The sequence below is a fragment of the Natronospirillum sp. genome, assembly GCF_022565775.1.
Taxonomy (GTDB): Bacteria; Pseudomonadota; Gammaproteobacteria; order Pseudomonadales; family Natronospirillaceae; genus Natronospirillum.
Map to the genome: position 1 here is coordinate 1 of NZ_JAIUMC010000057.1, position 19,175 is coordinate 19,175.

At 60.8% G+C, this 19,175-nt stretch carries 17 protein-coding genes; 6 read left to right on the forward strand and 11 right to left on the reverse strand.

From position 1 onward, the window contains the following. Window positions 1–125: 125 nt before the first annotated feature. The 4 genes from ahpF to LAT62_RS11060 all read right to left on the reverse strand — a co-directional run bounded on the left by ahpF (window position 126) and on the right by LAT62_RS11060 (window position 4,476). Entirely contained in the window at window positions 126–1,733 is a 1,608-nt protein-coding gene (ahpF, locus tag LAT62_RS11045; protein ID WP_293383444.1) for an alkyl hydroperoxide reductase subunit F, read from the reverse strand. 92 nt (window positions 1,734–1,825) lie between these two features. Beyond that, window positions 1,826–2,389: an alkyl hydroperoxide reductase subunit C gene (gene ahpC, locus LAT62_RS11050; protein ID WP_293383447.1), complete on the reverse strand. Its 564-nt coding sequence runs from the start codon at window positions 2,387–2,389 to the stop codon at window positions 1,826–1,828. Between the two features lie 166 nt (window positions 2,390–2,555). Next, window positions 2,556–3,629: a hypothetical protein gene (locus LAT62_RS11055; RefSeq protein ID WP_293383450.1), complete on the reverse strand. Its 1,074-nt coding sequence runs from the start codon at window positions 3,627–3,629 to the stop codon at window positions 2,556–2,558. Then, window positions 3,616–4,476, reverse strand: a complete 861-nt coding sequence (locus LAT62_RS11060; RefSeq protein WP_293383454.1) for a hypothetical protein — start codon at window positions 4,474–4,476, stop codon at window positions 3,616–3,618. Before LAT62_RS11060 ends, LAT62_RS11055 begins: the two co-directional genes overlap by 14 nt. A gap of 157 nt (window positions 4,477–4,633) precedes the next feature. Here LAT62_RS11060 and LAT62_RS11065 point away from each other — a divergent pair, with 157 nt between their 5' ends. Continuing rightward, a complete protein-coding gene (locus LAT62_RS11065; protein WP_293383457.1) occupies window positions 4,634–5,482 on the forward strand; it encodes a DUF1989 domain-containing protein in 849 nt (282 codons plus the stop codon). Here the strand turns inward: LAT62_RS11065 and LAT62_RS11070 are convergent. The 3 genes from LAT62_RS11070 to LAT62_RS11080 all read right to left on the reverse strand — a co-directional run bounded on the left by LAT62_RS11070 (window position 5,470) and on the right by LAT62_RS11080 (window position 9,360). Beyond that, complete coding sequence (locus tag LAT62_RS11070; protein ID WP_293383493.1) at window positions 5,470–7,503, reverse strand: EAL domain-containing protein; 2,034 nt, start codon at window positions 7,501–7,503, stop codon at window positions 5,470–5,472. The two genes, LAT62_RS11065 and LAT62_RS11070, sit on opposite strands and share 13 nt — an antisense overlap. A gap of 57 nt (window positions 7,504–7,560) precedes the next feature. Continuing rightward, complete coding sequence (locus LAT62_RS11075; RefSeq protein ID WP_293383460.1) at window positions 7,561–7,833, reverse strand: hypothetical protein; 273 nt, start codon at window positions 7,831–7,833, stop codon at window positions 7,561–7,563. A gap of 108 nt (window positions 7,834–7,941) precedes the next feature. Then, window positions 7,942–9,360, reverse strand: coding sequence for an aspartate ammonia-lyase (locus LAT62_RS11080; RefSeq protein WP_293383463.1), 1,419 nt, complete (start codon window positions 9,358–9,360; stop codon window positions 7,942–7,944). Window positions 9,361–9,476: 116 nt separating this feature from the next. On the opposite strand from LAT62_RS11080, the gene LAT62_RS11085 reads away from it, so the two are divergent. Together LAT62_RS11085 and LAT62_RS11090 are read left to right on the forward strand one after the other, a co-directional pair. After that, on the forward strand, window positions 9,477–10,391 hold the full coding sequence (locus LAT62_RS11085; RefSeq protein ID WP_293383466.1) for a LysR family transcriptional regulator: 915 nt from the start codon (window positions 9,477–9,479) through the stop codon (window positions 10,389–10,391). A gap of 102 nt (window positions 10,392–10,493) precedes the next feature. Beyond that, window positions 10,494–11,264 (forward strand): TSUP family transporter, encoded by a 771-nt coding sequence (locus LAT62_RS11090; protein WP_293383469.1) that lies wholly within the window; start codon window positions 10,494–10,496, stop codon window positions 11,262–11,264. 66 nt (window positions 11,265–11,330) lie between these two features. On the opposite strand, the gene LAT62_RS11095 is transcribed toward LAT62_RS11090, so the two are convergent. Together LAT62_RS11095 and LAT62_RS11100 are read right to left on the reverse strand one after the other, a co-directional pair. Then, entirely contained in the window at window positions 11,331–11,978 is a 648-nt protein-coding gene (locus LAT62_RS11095; protein ID WP_293383472.1) for a pyridoxamine 5'-phosphate oxidase family protein, read from the reverse strand. Window positions 11,979–12,098: 120 nt separating this feature from the next. Further along, entirely contained in the window at window positions 12,099–13,550 is a 1,452-nt protein-coding gene (locus LAT62_RS11100; RefSeq protein WP_293383475.1) for a PLP-dependent aminotransferase family protein, read from the reverse strand. Window positions 13,551–13,721: 171 nt separating this feature from the next. Here LAT62_RS11100 and LAT62_RS11105 point away from each other — a divergent pair, with 171 nt between their 5' ends. Both LAT62_RS11105 and LAT62_RS11110 read left to right on the forward strand, forming a co-directional pair. Next, window positions 13,722–14,654, forward strand: coding sequence for a hypothetical protein (locus LAT62_RS11105; protein WP_293383478.1), 933 nt, complete (start codon window positions 13,722–13,724; stop codon window positions 14,652–14,654). A gap of 99 nt (window positions 14,655–14,753) precedes the next feature. Continuing rightward, the gene (locus tag LAT62_RS11110; RefSeq protein WP_293383481.1) at window positions 14,754–15,929 is read left to right on the forward strand and encodes an MFS transporter; all 1,176 of its coding nucleotides are present in this window, start codon (window positions 14,754–14,756) and stop codon (window positions 15,927–15,929) included. A gap of 12 nt (window positions 15,930–15,941) precedes the next feature. On the opposite strand, the gene LAT62_RS11115 is transcribed toward LAT62_RS11110, so the two are convergent. Continuing rightward, window positions 15,942–16,085, reverse strand: a complete 144-nt coding sequence (locus LAT62_RS11115; protein WP_293383484.1) for a hypothetical protein — start codon at window positions 16,083–16,085, stop codon at window positions 15,942–15,944. 92 nt (window positions 16,086–16,177) lie between these two features. On the opposite strand from LAT62_RS11115, the gene LAT62_RS11120 reads away from it, so the two are divergent. Further along, window positions 16,178–17,572 carry an FAD-binding oxidoreductase gene (locus tag LAT62_RS11120; protein ID WP_293383487.1) on the forward strand — a complete coding sequence of 465 codons (1,395 nt, stop codon included), beginning with the start codon at window positions 16,178–16,180 and terminating at the stop codon, window positions 17,570–17,572. Window positions 17,573–17,754: 182 nt separating this feature from the next. On the opposite strand, the gene LAT62_RS11125 is transcribed toward LAT62_RS11120, so the two are convergent. Then, window positions 17,755–18,942 (reverse strand): helix-turn-helix transcriptional regulator, encoded by a 1,188-nt coding sequence (locus tag LAT62_RS11125; RefSeq protein WP_293383490.1) that lies wholly within the window; start codon window positions 18,940–18,942, stop codon window positions 17,755–17,757. Window positions 18,943–19,175 lie beyond the last annotated feature (233 nt).

Sequence of the window (19,175 nt, forward strand, 5' to 3'; positions counted from 1 at the left end):
TGCTCCGTAGGAGGCCACCCCGCTGGCCGATTTGGGAAGGGGCCTGCGGCCCATCGCGCAACGGGGTGCGCTCCCACAGGGTGGCTCATCTGCTCCGTAGGAGGCCACCCCGCTGGCCGATGCCTTCAGGCGGTTTCGAGTTCGCTGTCGGCGGGCTGGGCATCGCCTTCGCTGCCGGCCTGCGCCGGATCCGGGGTGCGGATCAGGTGGTCGAAGGCGCTGAGGGCGGCGGTGGAGCCGGCGCCCATGGCGATGACGATCTGCTTGTACGGCTCGGTGGTCACGTCGCCGGCGGCGAAGACACCCGGCATGGAGGTGGCGCCGCGCGCGTCGATTTCGATCTCGCCAAAGCGGCTCAGGTCGATATTGCTTTCACGCAGCCATTCCGAGTTCGGAATCAGGCCGATCTGCACGAATATGCCGGCAACCTCGACCGAGCGGGACTCGCCCGTGGCGCGGTCGGTGTAGTTCAGGCCGGTAACCTTCTTGCCATCGCCGGTGACCTCGGTGGTTTGCGCATTGCGGATGATCTCCACATTGGGCAATGAGTTGGCCTTGCGCTGCAGCACGTCGTCGGCCTTCAGCGTGTCGGCAAATTCCAGCACGGTGACGTGCTCGACTATACCAGCCAGGTCGATGGCGGCTTCGATGCCGGAGTTGCCGCCGCCGATCACGGCGACGCGCTTGCCCTTGTAGAAGGGGCCGTCACAGTGCGGGCAGTAGGCCACGCCTTTATTGCGGTATTCCTGCTCGCCGGGCACTGACAGCTCGCGCCAGCGGGCGCCGGTGGCCAGGATGACCGAGCGGCTGCGCAGGGTGGCGTCGCTGGCCAGATCCAGTTCCAGATACTCGCCTTCACGAATGCCGGAGGCGCGCTGATCGGTGATGATGTCGACGTCATACTCCTTGACGTGTTGTTCCATCTGGGCCACCAGCTTGGGGCCTTCGGTGTAGGGCATGGAGATCATGTTCTCGATGCCGACCGTGTCGGCCACCTGGCCGCCGAAGTTCTCGGAGACCAGGCCGGTGCGGATGCCCTTGCGCGCGGCATAGATGGCTGCGGCAGCGCCTGCCGGTCCACCGCCGACGATCAGCACGTCATAGGGGGCTTTATCCTGCAGTTTGGCGGCCTGCCGTTCGGCGGCGCCAGTGTCCAGCTTGTTGACGATCTCGGCCAGGCTCATGCGGCCCTGGCTGAACGGCTTGCCGTTCAGAAAGACGGCCGGTACGCCCATGACTTCGCGCTGTTCGACTTCGTCCTGAAACAGGCCGCCGTCGATCATGGTGTGTCGGATGCGCGGGTTCAGGGTGGCCATCAGGTTCAGTGCCTGCACCACGTCCGGACAGTTCTGGCACGACAGCGAGATGAAGGTTTCGAACTCGTAGTCGCCGTCCAGTTCGCGAATCTGCTCCAGCAGCGCCGGGTCGGCCTTGGACGGATGGCCGCCGGCCTGCAACAGGGCAAGCACCAGTGAGGTGAACTCGTGGCCCATCGGGATGCCGGCAAAGTTTACGCGCGGTTGCTCGCCCAGCGGGGCGACACTCATGTTGGGTGCGCGGTCGCCGTCAACCTGCCGCAGGCTGATCTTGTCCGACATGTCCGCAATTTCTTCGGCCAGGCTGTAAAGCTCCCGACCCTTGTCACTCTGGCCCGCAGACACGCTCAGCTCGATCGGTTGAGCAATGTGGGCCAGGTAGCTGTCCAACTGTTGTTTGATGTTTGCATCAAGCATGATGAATCCTTTTGGGATACTGAGCGTACTGTGAAAAATTCGAAGTGGGGCTGCCGCATGGGCAGCCCCGATAGCACTATGTCTTTCAGGCTTCAGATCTTGCCGACCAGGTCCAGTGAGGGTGCCAGCGTGTCTTCGCCTTCTTCCCACTTGGCCGGGCAGACTTCACCCGGGTTGGCGCGCACGTACTGGGCGGCCTTGACCTTGCGTACCAGTTCGGAGGCGTCACGGCCGATGCCTTCAGCGGTGATTTCCATCGCCTGGATGACGCCTTCCGGGTCGATCAGGAAGGTGGCGCGGTCGGCCAGACCCTGACCTTCACGCATGACACCGAAGTTGTTGGTGATGGTGCCGGTCGGGTCGCCGATCATCGGGTAGCGGATCTTGCCGATGGTGTCCGAGCTGTCGTGCCACGCCTTGTGCGTGAAGTGGGTGTCGGTGGACACGGAGTAGACTTCCACACCGCGCTTCTGCAGCTCTTCGTAGTGATCGGCCAGGTCGCCCAGCTCGGTGGGGCAGACGAAGGTGAAGTCGGCCGGATAGAAGAAGACGATGGCCCACTTGCCTTTCAGGTCTGCGTCAGAGACCTGAATGAATTCACCGTTGTGGAACGCAGTGGCGTTGAACGGCTTGATTTCGGTATTGATGAAGGACATATCAGTCAGCTCCTTGAAGGTTTGCTTTGGATTGAAGGGTTAAGTCGTGATACGAGGCGCATGATAGAGAAAAAGCATCATGTAATTAAATATAATGTAACTAGGCTATCGATAGTTATTTTTTATTAGAAGTCTGAACTGATATGAGGGCGCGTAGCAGGAGGTATCAGCGGCGGTCGAACATGGCATCCACGGGTCGAACCTGTTCATTGAATCGCTCATGCTGAGCATTGAATTCGGTCTGCAACAGCACCGCGATATCGTCTTTCAGCGTCTGGCTGAAGGTCTGTTCCAGACGGTCCAGTTCTTCGTGCAGCACGGCTTCGAAGGTGTCGCGGTTGTTGTGCTCATCCAGGCGCAGCAGAGCCCATTCGGTGGCCACGAACGACGCCGTCCAGATGCCACCCAGGCAGACAGCCGCTCCGGGACCACAGGCGGTGGCCAGAGGCGAGACCACCACGGTCGCCCCCCGGCTGCTGGCGCGCGCGCCGGCATACAGGGCCACCCGGCGGGCCGCCAGCGTGGTCAGTGTGCCGCTGGCAACAGAAACAGCAGCCTGCCCGCGATGGAAGTCAGTATCCAGCAGGTGCTCCAGCACCTGCGCTGCTTCCGTATCCAGATCCAGGCGGATGCTTTGTCCGGCCACCGGTCGCTCTACCTCGTAGGGCGCCAACGCCTGCAGGAAGGTGTCGAGACGTCGATTGACCTGACCCTGGCTGAGCCCATTGAGTTGGCCCAGCAGATCACTGCTGTGTTCCTCGTTGAATTCGGTCCATTGCGGTTCCGGAAACAGGCGGGCTTTCAGGGCCTCCTCGGGGCGATCGGCCACATCGAAGCCCATCCATTCTCCTACCGACCAGAACTGCCGCCCGGTTTGCGCGCCAAGCGAGAAGTACCAGTCTGCGGTGTCTTCCACCCGGCTGCGCGGCAGCGTCATGACTTCGCTGATCCACTGGTCGATGCGGTATTCGAGATTGTTCAGTTCCGGCAGGGTGTAGATTTGCTCGCCGTCAGGGCTGGCCCGGCGGGCAAGCTCGACAGCCTGGCGCCATTGGCGCTGGGTGACTTCATACTGGCTGTCATCAACAGTGACAACAACTCTGTTATGACCCAGCCAGCGCGACAGGGTATCAGCCTGCCACAGCAGGCCGCCAATCAATACCAGAAGTGCAAAACCAACCGCCAGCACCCTCAGGATATAGGGGGCCGGGTAGCGTTGAGTATTGTCAGGCTCGGTCATCGTGCTGCACCTGCTCCGGCGCTCTGGCTTCCGGTTCCGTGGAAACATTCAGTCGATATAGTATGACATCCACTGCCTGCATCAGCCAGATAATGGGCCACACGACCAGCCACTGGCGCAGCAACAGCAGCAACCAGGCCAGGGGTGCCGCGACGGTTATTTCTGCCTGCATGGCCAGTGACTGCAGTGACCAGTGCACGAGAGTGTCGAGGAAGGTGCGCAGTTCCAGCGCCAGGGCCAGCATGCCGCTGCGGGCCTCGATCTCGGAAGGACGGTTCAGCGCTTCTATAAGAGTCAGGTCGCGCAGATCATCGGTGGGCTGGAACAGCCCGACAATCAATAGCAGCCCGAGCAGACTCAGGCCGACCACCCAGCGTTGCAGGTCCAGGGTGAGCTGGCGCCGGTAGAGGGGTTGGGTGTGGCGATGCAGCAGTCTGCTGCCCGCCTGGCCCACGACAAGCCACAGTGGAATCGCGGCCACCAGCGCCAGCCAGAAGGCCCATTGCCCGGGCCTGGGCAGCATCACCAATAATGCAACGGTCAGCACTATGGCCAGTGCTGTCTGCGTGACCGCCAGCGTCCAGGTGCCTCGCAGCCACCGGCTCAGCGTGCTGCTATCCTGCAGATAGGCATAGAGCAGCAGCCGACGGCGAATCAGACGGCGTTGCCAGAGAGTCCAGGACAGGGCACTGCCGATCAGCACAATGACCGGGAACAGCAGCCAGTCGGGCAGCCAGGTCAGCAGCAGCGACAGGATCAGCAGGTCTGCCACCAGAGCGAGCAGCGCAATACCGAGAAAATGGGTTGTTTTCGTGACGTTCACCTGGGCACTGGCCCCGCGTTGCATCAGTATGTCCTACTATAATGGACTCTTGTTGATACGGTATACCGCCAAGTGCGGACCTATCAATAAGCCGGCTTGTTCAGTAGAGTCCCAGAGAAACAAGCGCAAGCCATTGCTTTGGAGACCCCATGTTCATGCCTACCCGCTGCCTGCGATCATCATGAAGTACCCGCCACGCAGTCCTGCGCCGGACGATGCGGCCGAGCGGCGCAGTGCCAGCCCGGTTGTTGCCTATCCCGCAGATACTCTGCCGGCACCGCCCATGGCACTTTACGAGGCGGCTCGCGAGACGCTGCAGACGGTTGACACCATCATGGTGGGGCCACGCTCGGCAGCTGCTTTCGAGGTGCCGGCCGGGCACTTCTTCCGCATTGTCAGTACCGAAGGGCCGCAGGTAGGCGATCTGAATCTGTTCAACCGCGCACACCTGGCCGAGCACTTTTACTCCGGCAAGACGCGGGCGCTGCACGGTACTCATCTGTCGACCAGCGACCGGTTGTGGAGCCGATTTCCCTGGCTGCGTCCGCTGGCCACGATTACCTGGGATACGCTGGACTGGTATGGCTTTGATGCCGACGGCGGCAGTGTGCATGATGTCATAGGCACCCGCTGCGACCCGTTTACCCATCGGCTACTCAGTGGTGACGACTACCACTACTGCTGCCACTCCAACCTGTTGCGCGCTCTGTGCGAGCATACCGGCCTGTCGACAGAGCAGGCAGAGCCACTGGTGCACGATGTGCTGAATGTGTTCATGTGCACGGGGTTCACGCTCGATACTCACCAGTATTTCATGAAGGCCAGTCCGGTCAGACCGGAGGATTATCTGGAGTTTATCGCTGAAACCGATTTGCTGGGGGTGTTGTCAGCCTGTCCGGGCGGTGACTGCGGGCAGGAGCATTCCAGTGATGCCGCGACCTGCTACCCATTGCGGGTTGAGGTGCTTCGACCCGAGCCATCGACACTGGCAGGTTGGCAGCCGGCGGCGGCTTCAGCCTATCGCTCCTGATTCAGCCAGCTCTGCGGGGGTTGCCAGGATTTTATCCAGGCCGCCAGATTCTCTGCAGCCATCGGCCTGGCGATACCAAACCCCTGAGCCAGTTCACACCCGAGCTCCAGCAGGCGGACACCGTGGGCTTCCGTTTCAACGCCCTCTGCCACCACCTCGCGATCGAACGCGCTGGCCAGGACCAGTATGCCTTCCAGGATCGCCAAGTCACCCCGGTCGTCCAGCATGTCGCGCACGAAACTGTGGTCGATCTTGAGAATCTGCGCTGGCAGGCGTCGGAGATAGGTCAGTGACGAATATCCAGTGCCAAAGTCATCCAAGGCGACCCTGACCCCCAGCTCCGAGCAGGCATCAATGATCTCGGACACCTGGTTGATGTCATCGAGCGCACTGCTTTCCACTATTTCGAGTTCAACGCGACCCGCCTTGCACCGCTTCATCTGGGCGCGCAGCTTGGTCATGAAATCCGGTTGCTGAATCTGCATGGCACACAGGTTGATACTGACTGTCAGGGGCAGCCCCTGCTTGTGCCATGCCTGCATCTGGGTGATGGCCTGGGCGAGCACCCAGTCATCCAGCTCTATGGACAGGGGGTGATCCTGCAGCAGGGGCAGAAACTCGCCCGGCAGGAGCCACCCGTCTTTGGGGTGCTGCCAGCGAATCAGTGCCTCCACGCCGATCACTTCTCCGGTCCGCATATTGACCTTGGGCTGGTACTGCAGGCGAAACTGGTCTTTCTGCAACGCTTCGCGCACATCCTCTATGCGCGCCTGTTGGCCCTTGAGCGCCTTGTCCCGCACCGTATCAAACAGGCTGAATTGAGAGCGACCTGCCAGCTTGGCCTGATACATGGCCTGATCAGCCTGCCGCAGCAACTGGTCGGCATCAATGGGTTCGCTTTGCGGATAAAAGGTGACCCCGGCGCTGGCCGAGACCTGCAACTGCATCCCCTGGACCTCTACCACACTGGCGGCTGCATCCAGCAGGCGAGTCATCAGTGAGTGCACCGCTTCCAGGCCAGGCAGATCGACCAGCACGGCGACGAACTCATCGCCCCCAAGGCGCGCAATGGTGTCGCCTTCGCGCAGTGTGCTGTGCATCTCGTAAGCGAGCTCGGCCAGCATCTGATCGCCTATATCATGGCCGTACTGGTCGTTGATGCTCTTGAAACCATCCAGATCCAGATAGGCAATGGCGATGCCCAGCTTGCGCCGATCAGCCTGATGCATGCTCAGTTGCAGGCGATCAGCGAGCAGGTTGCGGTTGGGCAGGCGCGTCACCGTATCGTAGTGGGCCAGTCTCTGCAGCTCCCGATTGATCCGTGCCATCTCTTCAGACTGCCGCTTCAGAGCCTGCTCGGCTTTCTTCTGCTCGGTGATGTCGCGCACCGTGCCCTGAATGACGGTTTGTCCAGACCAGTCTGAGCGGTTCAATGAGACGGCGCAGGTGAATTCGCGCCCTTGTCGATCCAGGTGAAGCCACTCAAAAAAATGGGTGCCCTCGGCCATGGTCTGCTCCAGCCAATGTCTAGCCGACTCATCGGAGCGCCGCCCATCCGTCTGGTATTCCGGACAGAGGTCAACCAGGCTGTATTGCATCATGGTCAGCACATCAGGAAAACCGAACAGCTCCACCGCTGCCCTGTTGCAGGTAACAAATTCCCAGTCTGGCGGGGCGATAATAATCAGCGCATCGCGGGAATTGTTGAAAAGCGCCCGATAGCGCTGCTCGCTCTGTTGCAGCGCCCGGTAGGCAGAGCGGCGTTCAGCGGCAATCTGGTCGAGCTCGTCTGCCGCCTGTCGTCGGCGCTTGATATTGACCAGCAACACGGCAAACAGCTTGAGCATCTCCTGCTCTGCCTCGCCAAACTGTACCTGACGGTGCACCGCATCAATGCCGACAAACCCAATGCATCGGTCGACATCCATCAGCGGGACGGAGAGCATGCTCTTGATACCCTGTGGTGCCAAAATGCTCTTGAGCGGGATGTCGGGCAGCGCTGTCACGTCCGGAATCAGCAGGGGGGCACCGCGAAGGTGTGGCTCAACGAAGTCTTCGACGTCGCGAGTATCAAGATTCTACAGATTGTCTATCTGGGGCTCGATGCCTTCCGCGCACCATTCATGAGTGTTGCGGGTCAGATGCCGGGAAAAGTCATAGGCGAACACATACACCCGGTCGGCGTGGAAGAACTGTCCGATTTCGCCCAATGCACCGGCAATGGCATCATCCATCTGATCCAGAGGCAGATTGATGAAGGCCATTGAAGTGCGGATGATCAATTCGCGATAGGCCGCTTCACGATCCGTGCTGTTGGCGCTATGGCTGGAGGTGTCTGTGTCCCGATCCATCTTTCCCCGACGGGGGTCTGCGCAGACCCGTTATTACAGCGTTCGTCAAAGTTCAGATTAGACCATACTGACGCCAAGGGGAAACTAATTGCCCGCCATGACGGTATTTCAGCGCGTGGGCCCGACCATGCGCTCCGGGCGCAGAATATCCGCCAGTTGATCGGCGTCCAGCAGGCCTTCTTCCTGCACCAGGTTCAGCACGCTGGCACCGGTTTCCAGGGCCTTGCGCGCGATCCGGGTCGAGTTGTCATAGCCGATATAGGGATTGAGCGCTGTGATCAGCCCGATGGACTGATCGACCCAGGCGCGGCACTGCTCCCGATTGGCGGTGATGCCGTCGATACAGCGCAGACGCAGCATGTCCATTGAGCGACGCAGCAGGCGCATGGATTCGAAGATCTTGTAGGCTATCAGCGGCTCCATGACGTTCAGCTCCAGTTGCCCGTTTTCAGCGGCCATGGTGATGGCCAGATCATTGCCTATCACCTGATAGGCTGTCTGGTTGACGGCCTCCGGAATCACCGGGTTGACCTTGCCCGGCATGATGGAGGACCCGGGCTGCTGCGGTGGCAGATTGATTTCGTTCAGGCCGGCTCGAGGCCCGCTGGACAGCAGACGCAGGTCGTTGCAGATCTTGGACAGCTTGACCGCAAGGCGCTTGGTCATGCCCGAGAACAGCACGAAAGCCCCCATGTCCGAGGTGGCCTCGATGAGGTCGCCAGCCAGGCGCATGGGGTGGCCGCAGATCTCCGAAAGCCGACGCACGGCCAGATCGGCATAACCCACGGGTGCATTCAATCCGGTACCGATAGCAGTGCCCCCCAGATTGACCTCGCGCAGCAGGTCAATCTGGGCTGCGATGCGATCTATGTCTTCACCCAGCGTGGTGGCATAGGCACCGAATTCCTGCCCCAGAGTCATGGGTACCGCATCCTGCAACTGGGTGCGGCCCATCTTGATGACATCGGAGAACTCGTCACGCTTGGCCGCAAAGCTGGCCTGCAGTGCGGCCAGGCTGTCTACCAGTTCGGCATGCGACAGTTGCAGGCCGACTCGGATGGCGGTGGGGTAGGCGTCGTTGGTGGATTGTGAGCAGTTGACGTCATTGTTCGGATGCAGATATTGGTATGCACCCTTTGCATGGCCCAGATATTCAAGGCCTATGTTGGCGATGACTTCGTTGGCGTTCATGTTGGTCGAGGTGCCGGCCCCGCCCTGGATCATGTCAACTACAAACTGGTCGTGGAACCGACCCTCGATAATCTGCTCGCACGCATACTGAATGGCTTCATTGCGTTTTGCTTCGAGCAGCCCGAGGTCTGCATTGGCCTGGGCAGCGGCCTGTTTGACCATGGCCAGACCGACTATGAACTTGGGGAAATGCGAGAGTGGCACGCCGGTCAATGCGAAGTTGTTGACCGCGCGCTGAGTCTGGATGCCGTAGTAGGCTTGCGCAGGCACCGCGAGCTCACCCAGCAGGTCTTTTTCACAACGTGTTTCAGGTTCGGGCGTCAGCAGGTTGGTCATGGTCTCGTTTACAGCTGTGTATTGGCAGGAGAGCGGTATTGTGCCTGCCCTGCGGCTTGACTGGCCAATGCCGTTTCAGGCTATAGTATGCAAAATATGCATAGTAGGGGCGGGTTATGGATTTCGAGACACGCTGGCTGGAAGATTTTCTGGCGCTGGCGGAAGAACAGAATTTTTCACGTGCCGCAGAGCGCCGTCATATCACCCAGCCCGCGTTCAGCCGCCGCATCAAGGCACTTGAGCAGGCGCTGGATGTATCCTTGTTCAACCGCAGCGCGACGCCGGTGCAACTGACTGCCGAGGGGCAGCTATTCCATATCACGGCGCGCAATGTCATGACCCAGCTCCACGAAAGTGTGCGCCAGCTTCGGGGGCTGGCCCCCAACCGGCAACAGACACTGCGCGTGGCGGCAGCTCATTCGCTGGCGTTCACCTTCTTCCCCGACTGGATGCAGGAGCATGACGACCTGTTTCACGACTGGTCATTGCGCCTGGTCGCGATGAACGTCGAGGCCGGCGTACATGCGCTGCGCGAAGGTCGCTGCGACCTGTTGCAGGTGTACTACGATTCGTTCTCCACGTTGCAGCTCGATGCCGAAGTGTTTCCGTCGTTGCCCTTGTCGCAGACCACCTTTGTGCCGGTCTGTCGGCCTATGGACGCCGCGGGTACACCCGAATACTCGCTGGATGATCCGGCCCATAGCCGTATCCCGTTGCTGGCTTATGCGCCCGGTGCTTTCCTGGGGCGCACGCTGCGCCTGATCCTGAAAGACGACCCGCTGACGCTCAAGCTGCACACCCGCTATGAAACCGCCATGGCGGAAGGGCTGAAAGGCATGGCCTTGAAAGGCACCGGCGTGGCCTGGGTGCCGAAACTTTGCATCGAACGGGAGCTGGCGCAGGGTGACCTGGTGATCTGCGGCAGCGAGCGCTGGCATGCCCCGCTGGAGATTCGCCTGTATCGCTGCACCCTGATCAACAAGAGCGCCGTCAACCAGCTCTGGCAACGCCTCACCGCGGCGGTGCTGTAGAGGGTCCGCGAACACCCCGACAGTGCACTGTGCCAGCCCAACGTGACCCGCTATAGTAGGGCTTTGTTTAAACTGCATCGAACCGGAGCAACGGCGGAAACCATGTGGGACTGGATACTGCAGTGGTTGCCTGAGAGCCTCGCCCCCTGGGCGGTCTGGCTGCTGGTGGTCTGTAGCTATTTCACCTCTGCGCTGACAGCGGCCCTGGGTCTTGGGGGCGGCGTGGCCCTGCTGGCGGTCATGGCCAATGTGGTGCCGCCGCTGGCCATTGTGCCGGTGCATACGGTCGTGCAGTTTGGTTCCAATTTCGGCCGCTTGCTGACGCTGCTGGGTTTCGCGGACTGGCGCATTTTGCTCTGGTTCAGTCTGGGTGGCCTTGTGGGTGCCTTGGCCGGCGGCCATCTGGCGGTCAATGTGGCGCCGGCTTTCATCCAGGTGGCCCTGGGAGCCTTTATTCTCTACAGCGCCTGGCTGCCCATCTTCAAACTGTCTTCGGGGCGCCGCTCCATGGCTCTGCTGGGAGCCGGCACCAGCTTTTTGGGGATGTTCGTCAGCGGCACAGCACCCTTCGTGTATGTTGTGCTCAAGGATCTGTTTACCGACCGACGCGGTATCATGGCGACCCTTGCCGCCATCAATACAGTACAACAAAGTGTTCGGGCAGTGATTTTTGGGCTGCTCGGTTTCGCCTTTGTCGAGTGGTGGCTGCTGATAGCCCTGATGATTGCCACCGGCTTTCTGGGCACACTGACCGGGCGGCTGTTTGTCGACCGTGCGCCGGCAGCACTGGCGCAGCGCCTGCTGCAGATCGTGCTGACGGTTCTGGCCCTGCGTCTGCTGTATGTGGGCGTGGCACAACTTGTACAGAGCTGAGTCAGAGTTTGCCCGATTTGAGCCGCCGATAGCCCGACAATGGATATCGGCGGCTCAACGCTGGCGTCAGGCAGAACCTGGTAGGCGCGGGTGGTCCAGCCCCTTGTCCGTGCAATATTGATCGGGCTCGGGACTGCCCCACTGAGACTGCACTGGAATGACACCGGCCCAGACTGGCCAGTCATGGTCTGCCTCGTCATCGACGGGCGGCCCGTTACGCATCTTGGCTGACGCCTCGTCGATGGCCATCCGAACCAGACCGGTCGCTTTCAGTTCACTGTCGTTGATGGGCCTCAGTTGCGGCCAGCGCTCTGGGCTCACCTTGTCGAGAAAAATCTCCAGTTGCCGGGTTTTTTCGGCCGGATCTGTTACCGGCTCCGGTGTGCCGAACAGCGTGGCCGAGCGGTAATTGATGGAATGGTGAAAGGCCGAGCGTGCCATCACCAGGCCATCGAGCAGGCAGATGTTGATCGACACGGGCTGCGCCTGAGTGGCGGCAACATTCCTTGCTGACGACAGGCCGTGCCAGTAGAGCCAGTTGCCTTCGCGCCAGTGGGCAGTCGGTGTGACCAGAGGCCGGTTGCCCGGCAGTATCTGCGCGACATGGCAGATCAGCGCCGCATCAATGATGGCGTGCAGGGTGTCCCTGTCATAATTGGCGCGCTTGGCTCCGCGTACGACGCGGGTCTGATTAGTCGGGGTGATTTGTGGCATGGGTTTTCCTGTGCTTTCCCAGTGGTGGTGCAATTGCGGCCGGTCTGTGCGGCCCGTTCATGTGCACTGAGAGTAGGCAGAGCTGGCCATGAGATACATGGCCAGAGCAGGAAAAAAAGATCAGGCCAGTTGTGATAGCAGTTCGAGGGCTGCAGCCTGCTGATCGGTATCGTGGGCGCTGAACCCGAGCAGAAACCCCTGATGCGTGGGCTTGCCCTGCCAGTAGTGACGGCTGATCGTGTCCAGTCGGAGCTTGCGGCGCTGCGCCCGTTGCGCCCATTGCTGGTCCGCAAGTCCGCTCTGGTCGGCATCGATTTCGGCGATCAGATGCATACCACTATGGCAGGGCCACGGCGTCAGGGGCAGCCCTGCCTGCCTGAGACCGTCCAGAAGGTGATTACGCCGTTCCAGGTAGAGGCGTCGCATGCGGCGCAGATGGCCGGCAAATTCGCCGCTGCTGATAAAGTGATGCAATGCCGGTTGCAAAGGCAGTGCTGCCGCCTGGCCCAGCGTTCTCTGAGTATCCAGCAGGGGGCCATGCAGGGCAGGCGGCGCTACGATGTAGCCGAGGCGCAGACTCTTGAACAGGCTTTTGGAGAAACTGCCCAACAGAATGCAATGTCCGGTGTCGTCGGCTGCGCTGAGAGGAGCCTGTGGCCGCCCTTCGTAAACAAACTCGCTGTCGTAATCGTCCTCGATCAGCCAAAGCGGCTGGCCGCTGCCAGCCCGGGTCTGCACAAGATCCAGCCATTGCTGGCGCCGGCGGGTACTCATCACCCGACCCAAAGGGTACTGGCGAGCGGGAGTCACCAGAGCAGCCAGAGCGCCGGGCTCAGTCTCTTTCTCCGGCAGCTTCGCGCCTTCGTTATCGACAGGCAGGGGTTCCGGGCGCAGACCCATGTCCCGCAAACCATTGAGAATAGGCGGAAAGCAGGGATTTTCCAGCCACACGCCCGAGCGCGCCGGGTGCAGCCGGCGCAGAGTGCTCATGACCAGCGTCAGCGCATCCCGATTGCCTGCGGTAATCAGAATCTGCTCGGGGCCGCAGCGCAGGCCGCGCAGGGCATACAGCATGTCCGCAATGGCAGAACGCAGGGGCCGATAGCCGCTTGGCAGTGTGCCTTCCATCAGCGCCGGGGAAGGGTTGAGCCAGCTTTCACGCAGACATCGTCGCCAGGCCTGGTTGGGGAAGTCGGCCACCGAGGCGCCCGACGCAAAATGGAGCCACTCTGTTGTCGCTGATTCCTGCGTCACCGGTGACTTTTGATGGGCGTCGCTGGGCGGGGTGGCCAGTGGCAGGTGATCTGCCACAAAAATCCCCCGGCGCGGTTCTGATACGACATAGCCTTCGGCCAGCAGGTTGTCGAGGGCTGTTTGAGTGGTCATGCGGGACACGCCCAGCTCCTGCGCCAGATGGCGCGACGACGGCAGTCGGGCACCGGCGCCCAGCCGCCCGGATTCAATCAGTGCCACCAACTGATCGCGAATCTGACGGTGTGCCGGTCGAGACGCTTCAGGTTCGAGGCTGATCGACAGGCTGGCCGCATTGTGCCGGTTTTTTTGCGATGTCATCTGCTGCATTCGCTGTTAATCGCCCTGACTCGGATCACCTGCATTCGAACCGGTATTATGCCTGAAAGTCCTCATTCGCCAATGGGGGTTTGCCGTCGGGCCGAGCGTCACTTTCTGAGGTACAGATTCTTTGATAATATGACAACTCATTGACGTAATATTGGTATCACGTTGTATAAATATATCAATGGTCTTCTGGCCGGGCTTGGCCACCGCGCAGCCTTGGTGTTTCCTGCCTGCATCGTGATCGGCCTGGTATTCCCGCCCGTTGCGGGGGCGCTCCAGAACTGGCTGTATCCTGCCTTTGTCATACCGCTGATGATCTCCATTGCGCGTCTTGAATGGTCGGGCCAGTGGCTAATGCTCAAACGCTGGCGCCTGATGGTGCTGCTCAGTGTCTGGACGCTGGTCGCATCGCCCATTCTGGTGTGGCTGGTGATTCAACCTTTGGCCGTATCAGAAGACCTGTCGATCGCTTTGGTGCTGGCAGCGGCTGCGCCGCCGCTGACGGCCTGCGGTGCGATCGCCTTGTTACTTCGTATTGATGGCAACCTGGCGGTGGTCGGCACACTGCTGACGTTGCTGCTATGTCCTATCACCTTGCCGCCTGTGGCCCTTCTGCTGTTGGGTATCGAGCTGGACATAGCACTGGGTGAATTCATGTTTCGCCTGGCCGCTATCGTCGGACTGGCATTCGGAGGGGCCTTTCTGCTCAAGCGGTGGCGGGGACAGGCGCATATAGACCATCATGCTGACCTGTTTGACGGCATAGCAGTGCTGTTCATCGGCCTGTTTATCATCGGTATCATGGACGGCATCACCGATCTGTTGCTGCGTGACCCATGGCAGGTGCTGATGGCACTGGGTGCGGCCACCGTGCTGGTGTTCGGCTTGAACTTTCTGAGCTCTCTGCTGTTCTGGACCCTGCAGCGCCGCACGGCGCTGGCTGTGGGCCTGGTGTCCGGTCAGGTCAATCTGGGCCTGATCTACATTGCCTTGTACGACCAGTTGTCCCTGGAAACGCTGGCCGTGTTCGCCATCGGGCAGATACCACTCTACCTGCTGCCTGCCATTGCGCAGCCTATTGCCCGGCGGCTGCTCTGATATAGACAGCCGGTGGCAGGTACCCGGTGTTCAGCCTGCCGGCCGCTTGCAAGCATTGTCATTGATTCTGCTCGGGCTGGTTTATGGCACGACTGTCTGATGATGTATTATGCCCGAATGCCTGCTTTCTCCAATGTGAGTCTCACGGTCAAGCTGGGTGTGGCCCAGACACTGGCCTGGGGCTCAAGCTACTATCTGCCTGCCATTCTGGCCGTGCCCATGGCGCGAGAGCTGGGTATACCCGTCAATTGGGTGTTCGCCGCCTTTTCCATGGCATTGCTGATTTCTGCGGTGCTCGGGCCCTTTGTCGGTCGCAGTATTGACCGCAGGGGTGGCCGACCCCTGCTGGTCGGTTCCAACCTGGTGCTGGCAACAGGGCTCGGGTTGCTAGCTTTGGTACAGGGCCCGGTGAGCCTGGCTCTGGCTTGGGTGGTTGTCGGAGTGGGCATGGGGATGGGGCTTTATGACGCGGCTTTCGCTACCCTCGGTCGACTGCTGGGACGCCATGCACGCTCTTCCATCGTGGGAGTCACGCTGGTGGCCGGGTTTGCCAGCACCATTGGCTGGCCGCTCAGCGCCTGGCTGGAAACCACCTGGGACTGGCGAACGGCCTGCGCTGTATGGGCGGGACTACACCTGCTGCTGGGCCTGCCACTGAACCTGCTGCTGCCGAAACCGGGCCCGATAGAGCATCTGGAGGCACAGGAAAGTCAACCGGTACCGCCACCAGAGAAGCCCCGACTGGTGATGGCATTGCTGGCCTATGTGTTTGTTGCCGGCTGGTTTGTCTCAACAGCGCTGGCGGCGCACTTGCCACGACTGTTGCAGGAAGCCGGTGTCTCACTGGGGGTGGCCGTCGCGGCCGCTGCGCTTGTGGGGCCAGCTCAGGTCGGAGCACGCCTGGCTGAATTCGTTCTGTTGCGCAATTTCCATCCGCTGATTGCGGCTCGCCTGGCTACTCTGCTGCACCCGCTGGGAGCCGCGCTGCTGACGCTCGGCGGTATGCCGGCTGCGGGGTTTGCCTTGATGCATGGCGCTGGTAACGGCATGATGACCATCGCGTCCGGTACGCTGCCAATGGCCCTGTTTGGGCCGCGCGGGTTCGGTCAGCGGCAAGGGCTGATTATTGGGCCGGCTCGTGCCATACAGGCTGCAGCACCCTTGTTGTTCGGACTGCTGATCGAGCACTATGGCGGTGGCGCCTTGTGGTTCACGTCAATGTTGCTGCTGCTGGCTACCTTGGCCCTGTTCCTGGTGCGCAGGCCTTCGAGGTAGCCACTCAGGGGCTCAATTGCGCACAGGTTTTACCGGTGGCTGCTTGCGCCACGGCTTGCCGTCACAGACAGGGTAATTGATGCAGTCGGCGGTACAGCCGCGACAGGGCAGCCGGGCGGCAGCATCGGGTTTGGTCTGGCGTGTGGAATCAGTCATAGTGTGGGTGCTTTTTTTGCAGTCAGTTAAGAATACGCCCACTGTTAGCCATTGGATGAAGGGCGGAACAATCGACGAAAACCGAGGATGCCATGCAGTCTCCCAATTGGCCAGTGCACACCGGTGATGTTTCTTTCTGGTACCAGGATATAGGCGGACTGCCCAGCCCGCGACCTTCACTGGAGGGTGACACTGAGGCAGATGTCTGCATTGTCGGCGCTGGCTACACCGGCCTGTGGACGGCCTACTACCTGAAGAAAGCAAAACCCGAATTGAACATCGTCATGGTCGAGGCGGAATTTGCCGGCTTTGGCGCTTCGGGTCGAAATGGCGGCTGGTTGACCGGCACCTTTGCCTGGAATCAGGAGCGCTATCTGACCACGGGGGATGCCGCTGGTGTGTGGGCCATGGTAGATGCGATGAGCGGCAGCGTTGATGAGATAGTGCGCCTGGCCGAAGCAGAAGGCATCGACGCAGACATTCATCGCACCTCGGAACTGCTGGTGGCCACCAATCCGGGCCAGCTGGTGCGTCTCAAGGAAGAGTTACAGCAGCGCCGGCAGTGGGGTGAGGCCGACAGAGTTCGCGAGCTGAGTGAGCAGGAGGCCAAAGCGCGCGTGCAGATCCCCGGCGCGCTGGGCGCCATGGAAATCGGCAATGTCGCGCGCATTCAGCCGGCCAAGCTGGTGCAGGGTCTGGCGAAGGTGGTTGAACAACTGGGCGTGCGCATCGCCGAAAGCACTCGTGTGACCCGCCTGGAGGCTGGCCGAGCCGTCACCGACCGGGGTACGGTTACGGCCCCCATCATCCTGCGCGCCACCGAAGGGTTCACCGCCACACTGGACGGATCGAAGCGCGACTGGCTGCCATTGAATTCCGCCCAGATTGTTACCGAACCCCTGTCGGAAGAAGTCTGGGCACAGATTGGCTGGGATGGCCGGGAGATCGTCGGCGATTTCGCCAATGCCTATTGCTACTGCCAGCGCACCCGCGAAGGTCGCATAGCGGTCGGCAGTCGCGGCCTGCCGTACCGACTGGGCAGCAAGCTTGATCACCGAGGAACGCCGGACTCGGTCACTATTCGCAATCTGATGCAGATACTGCATCGTCATTTCCCGGCGGCGAGCAAGGCAAGAGTCGATCATGCCTGGTGTGGCGTGCTGGGTGTACCCCGCGACTGGTGCGCCACCGTGGGCCTGGATCCGAAAACCGGCATCGGCTGGGCTGGTGGCTATGTGGGCGTGGGCGTCTCGACGTCCAACCTGGCCGGGCGCACTCTCTGCGACCTGACACTGGGACGCGACACCGACCTGACGCGCCTGCCCTGGGTGAACCGCCGCGTCAGACGCTGGGAGCCGGAGCCCCTGCGCTGGCTGGGTGTGCGCGGGATGCATGTGCTGCTCAACTCCGCTGATCGGCACGAAGCGAAAGGCGGGCCCAAACCCTCACGCCTGGCGCTTCTCGGTTATTGGCTGGCGGGGCATTGAAAGCGAATTGAGTTCCGTAGGAGGCCACCCCGCTGGCCGATTTGATAAGGGGCCTGCGGCCCCATCACGCGCGGGGCCGAAGCGTCGGACCGGCGCCCCCACGGTGGATGTGGCACAAGTTTTCCGTAGGAGGCCACCCCGTTGGCCGATCTGCCAAGGGGCCGCAGGCCCCTCCGAGCCACTCATTTCAGATAAAAAGACGTCTCTGCCAGATGGCGATCTCGGGTGGCGGCCGAGAGTATCACCCGGGTCGCCAGTTCCGCCTGGCGGTGGACGCCCATTTTCTGCATTGCCGACTTGAGCTGCGTGCGCACCGTGTGCAGTGATACCTCGTGCCGTTCGGCGAGATCTTTGGGGTCTGCGCCGAGCGAAACACCGGCAGCCGCTCTGGCTTCGGCTTCGGTCAGCCCGAATAGCCGGGCCACCAGATCTCTGTCCACATCCAGATGCATTGTTGGGTCCTGCAGATACACTGCGGATACGTTGGAGTCAGGCCAGAGTTCATCGCCCGGAGCGCCCGGCAACAGGGGCGTGACCAGCAGACGGATCGGAGTCTGGCTGCCTTCCGGGGTCAATACCAGCGCCTGCTGAGACACTGATGTGTCATCAGAAGCCATTTTCAGTGCCATGCTGAACCGCGCCCGGTGCGCCGGATAAGAAAAGTGCAATCGGCCCTTTGTGATGGCCAATCCCGGCCAGCGGTCGATCAGGGCCTGTGCCAGGGGCGACTGATAGAGCATGTGGCCCCGTTCATCGACCAGCAAAAAGGGCATGAAACTGCGCTCTGCCGCCGCCATGACGTTGAGATGCAGCTGCTGCTGCAGATGACGGGTGCGGCTCAGTTGCAATGCCTGACGAATGTGAGGGGCGAGGGTGCGGTTGACCAATTCTGCCAGCCGCGGCTCAAAGAAACCCTGGCCGCGTGTGCGCTGAATCAGCAGTTGTACTGTGTAACGGCTGTCGGTGTAGATGGCGCCGCTCAATCCGTGGGCGATATCCAGGTGCCGGGCCCAGTCGTTGTAAAACTCGGTTCGGTAGAATTTGTCCTGGGGGCAGGTGCAATCGTGATACGAGCTGTAAAAACGGCCCGGTGGCTTCAACATCAACTCGGGGCGCCAGGGGCAGCGGTTGACGTAATAGTCCACATAGGCCCGATGTTCGCTGTCGTCGATATTTACCTTGGTGCTGCTCAGGACCGTTTGTGCCTGGCGGTCCATCACCAGCAGTCTGGCGGAGCGGGAAGAACAGGCGCTTACCAGGGTTTCGAGAAAGGCTGTCCAGTGCTTGCCGTCTGCAGAGGCCTGGTAAAGCTTGTCGAGCAGTTCTGGGTGGTGCTCCGAAAGTTTCCGTAATGCGTGTCGGTCTTCCATCCGCCATCTCACCTCCATGTGCTTTCTAAAAGAGTGATTCTTGTCGTCTTCGCTTTTTTGTGCAGCAGGTTAAACGTTAGACGAACATGGATCAGATCGCCACCCCGCATACACCATATGGGTGATTTTTGTACAAAAACGCATTGATAGAGTCGAGCAAAGCTTTGCTGAATGCAGGCGGGACGGGTGCGGTTGTAAAGGCCCAAAACCTATTCAATAAGTCAGGTAATACC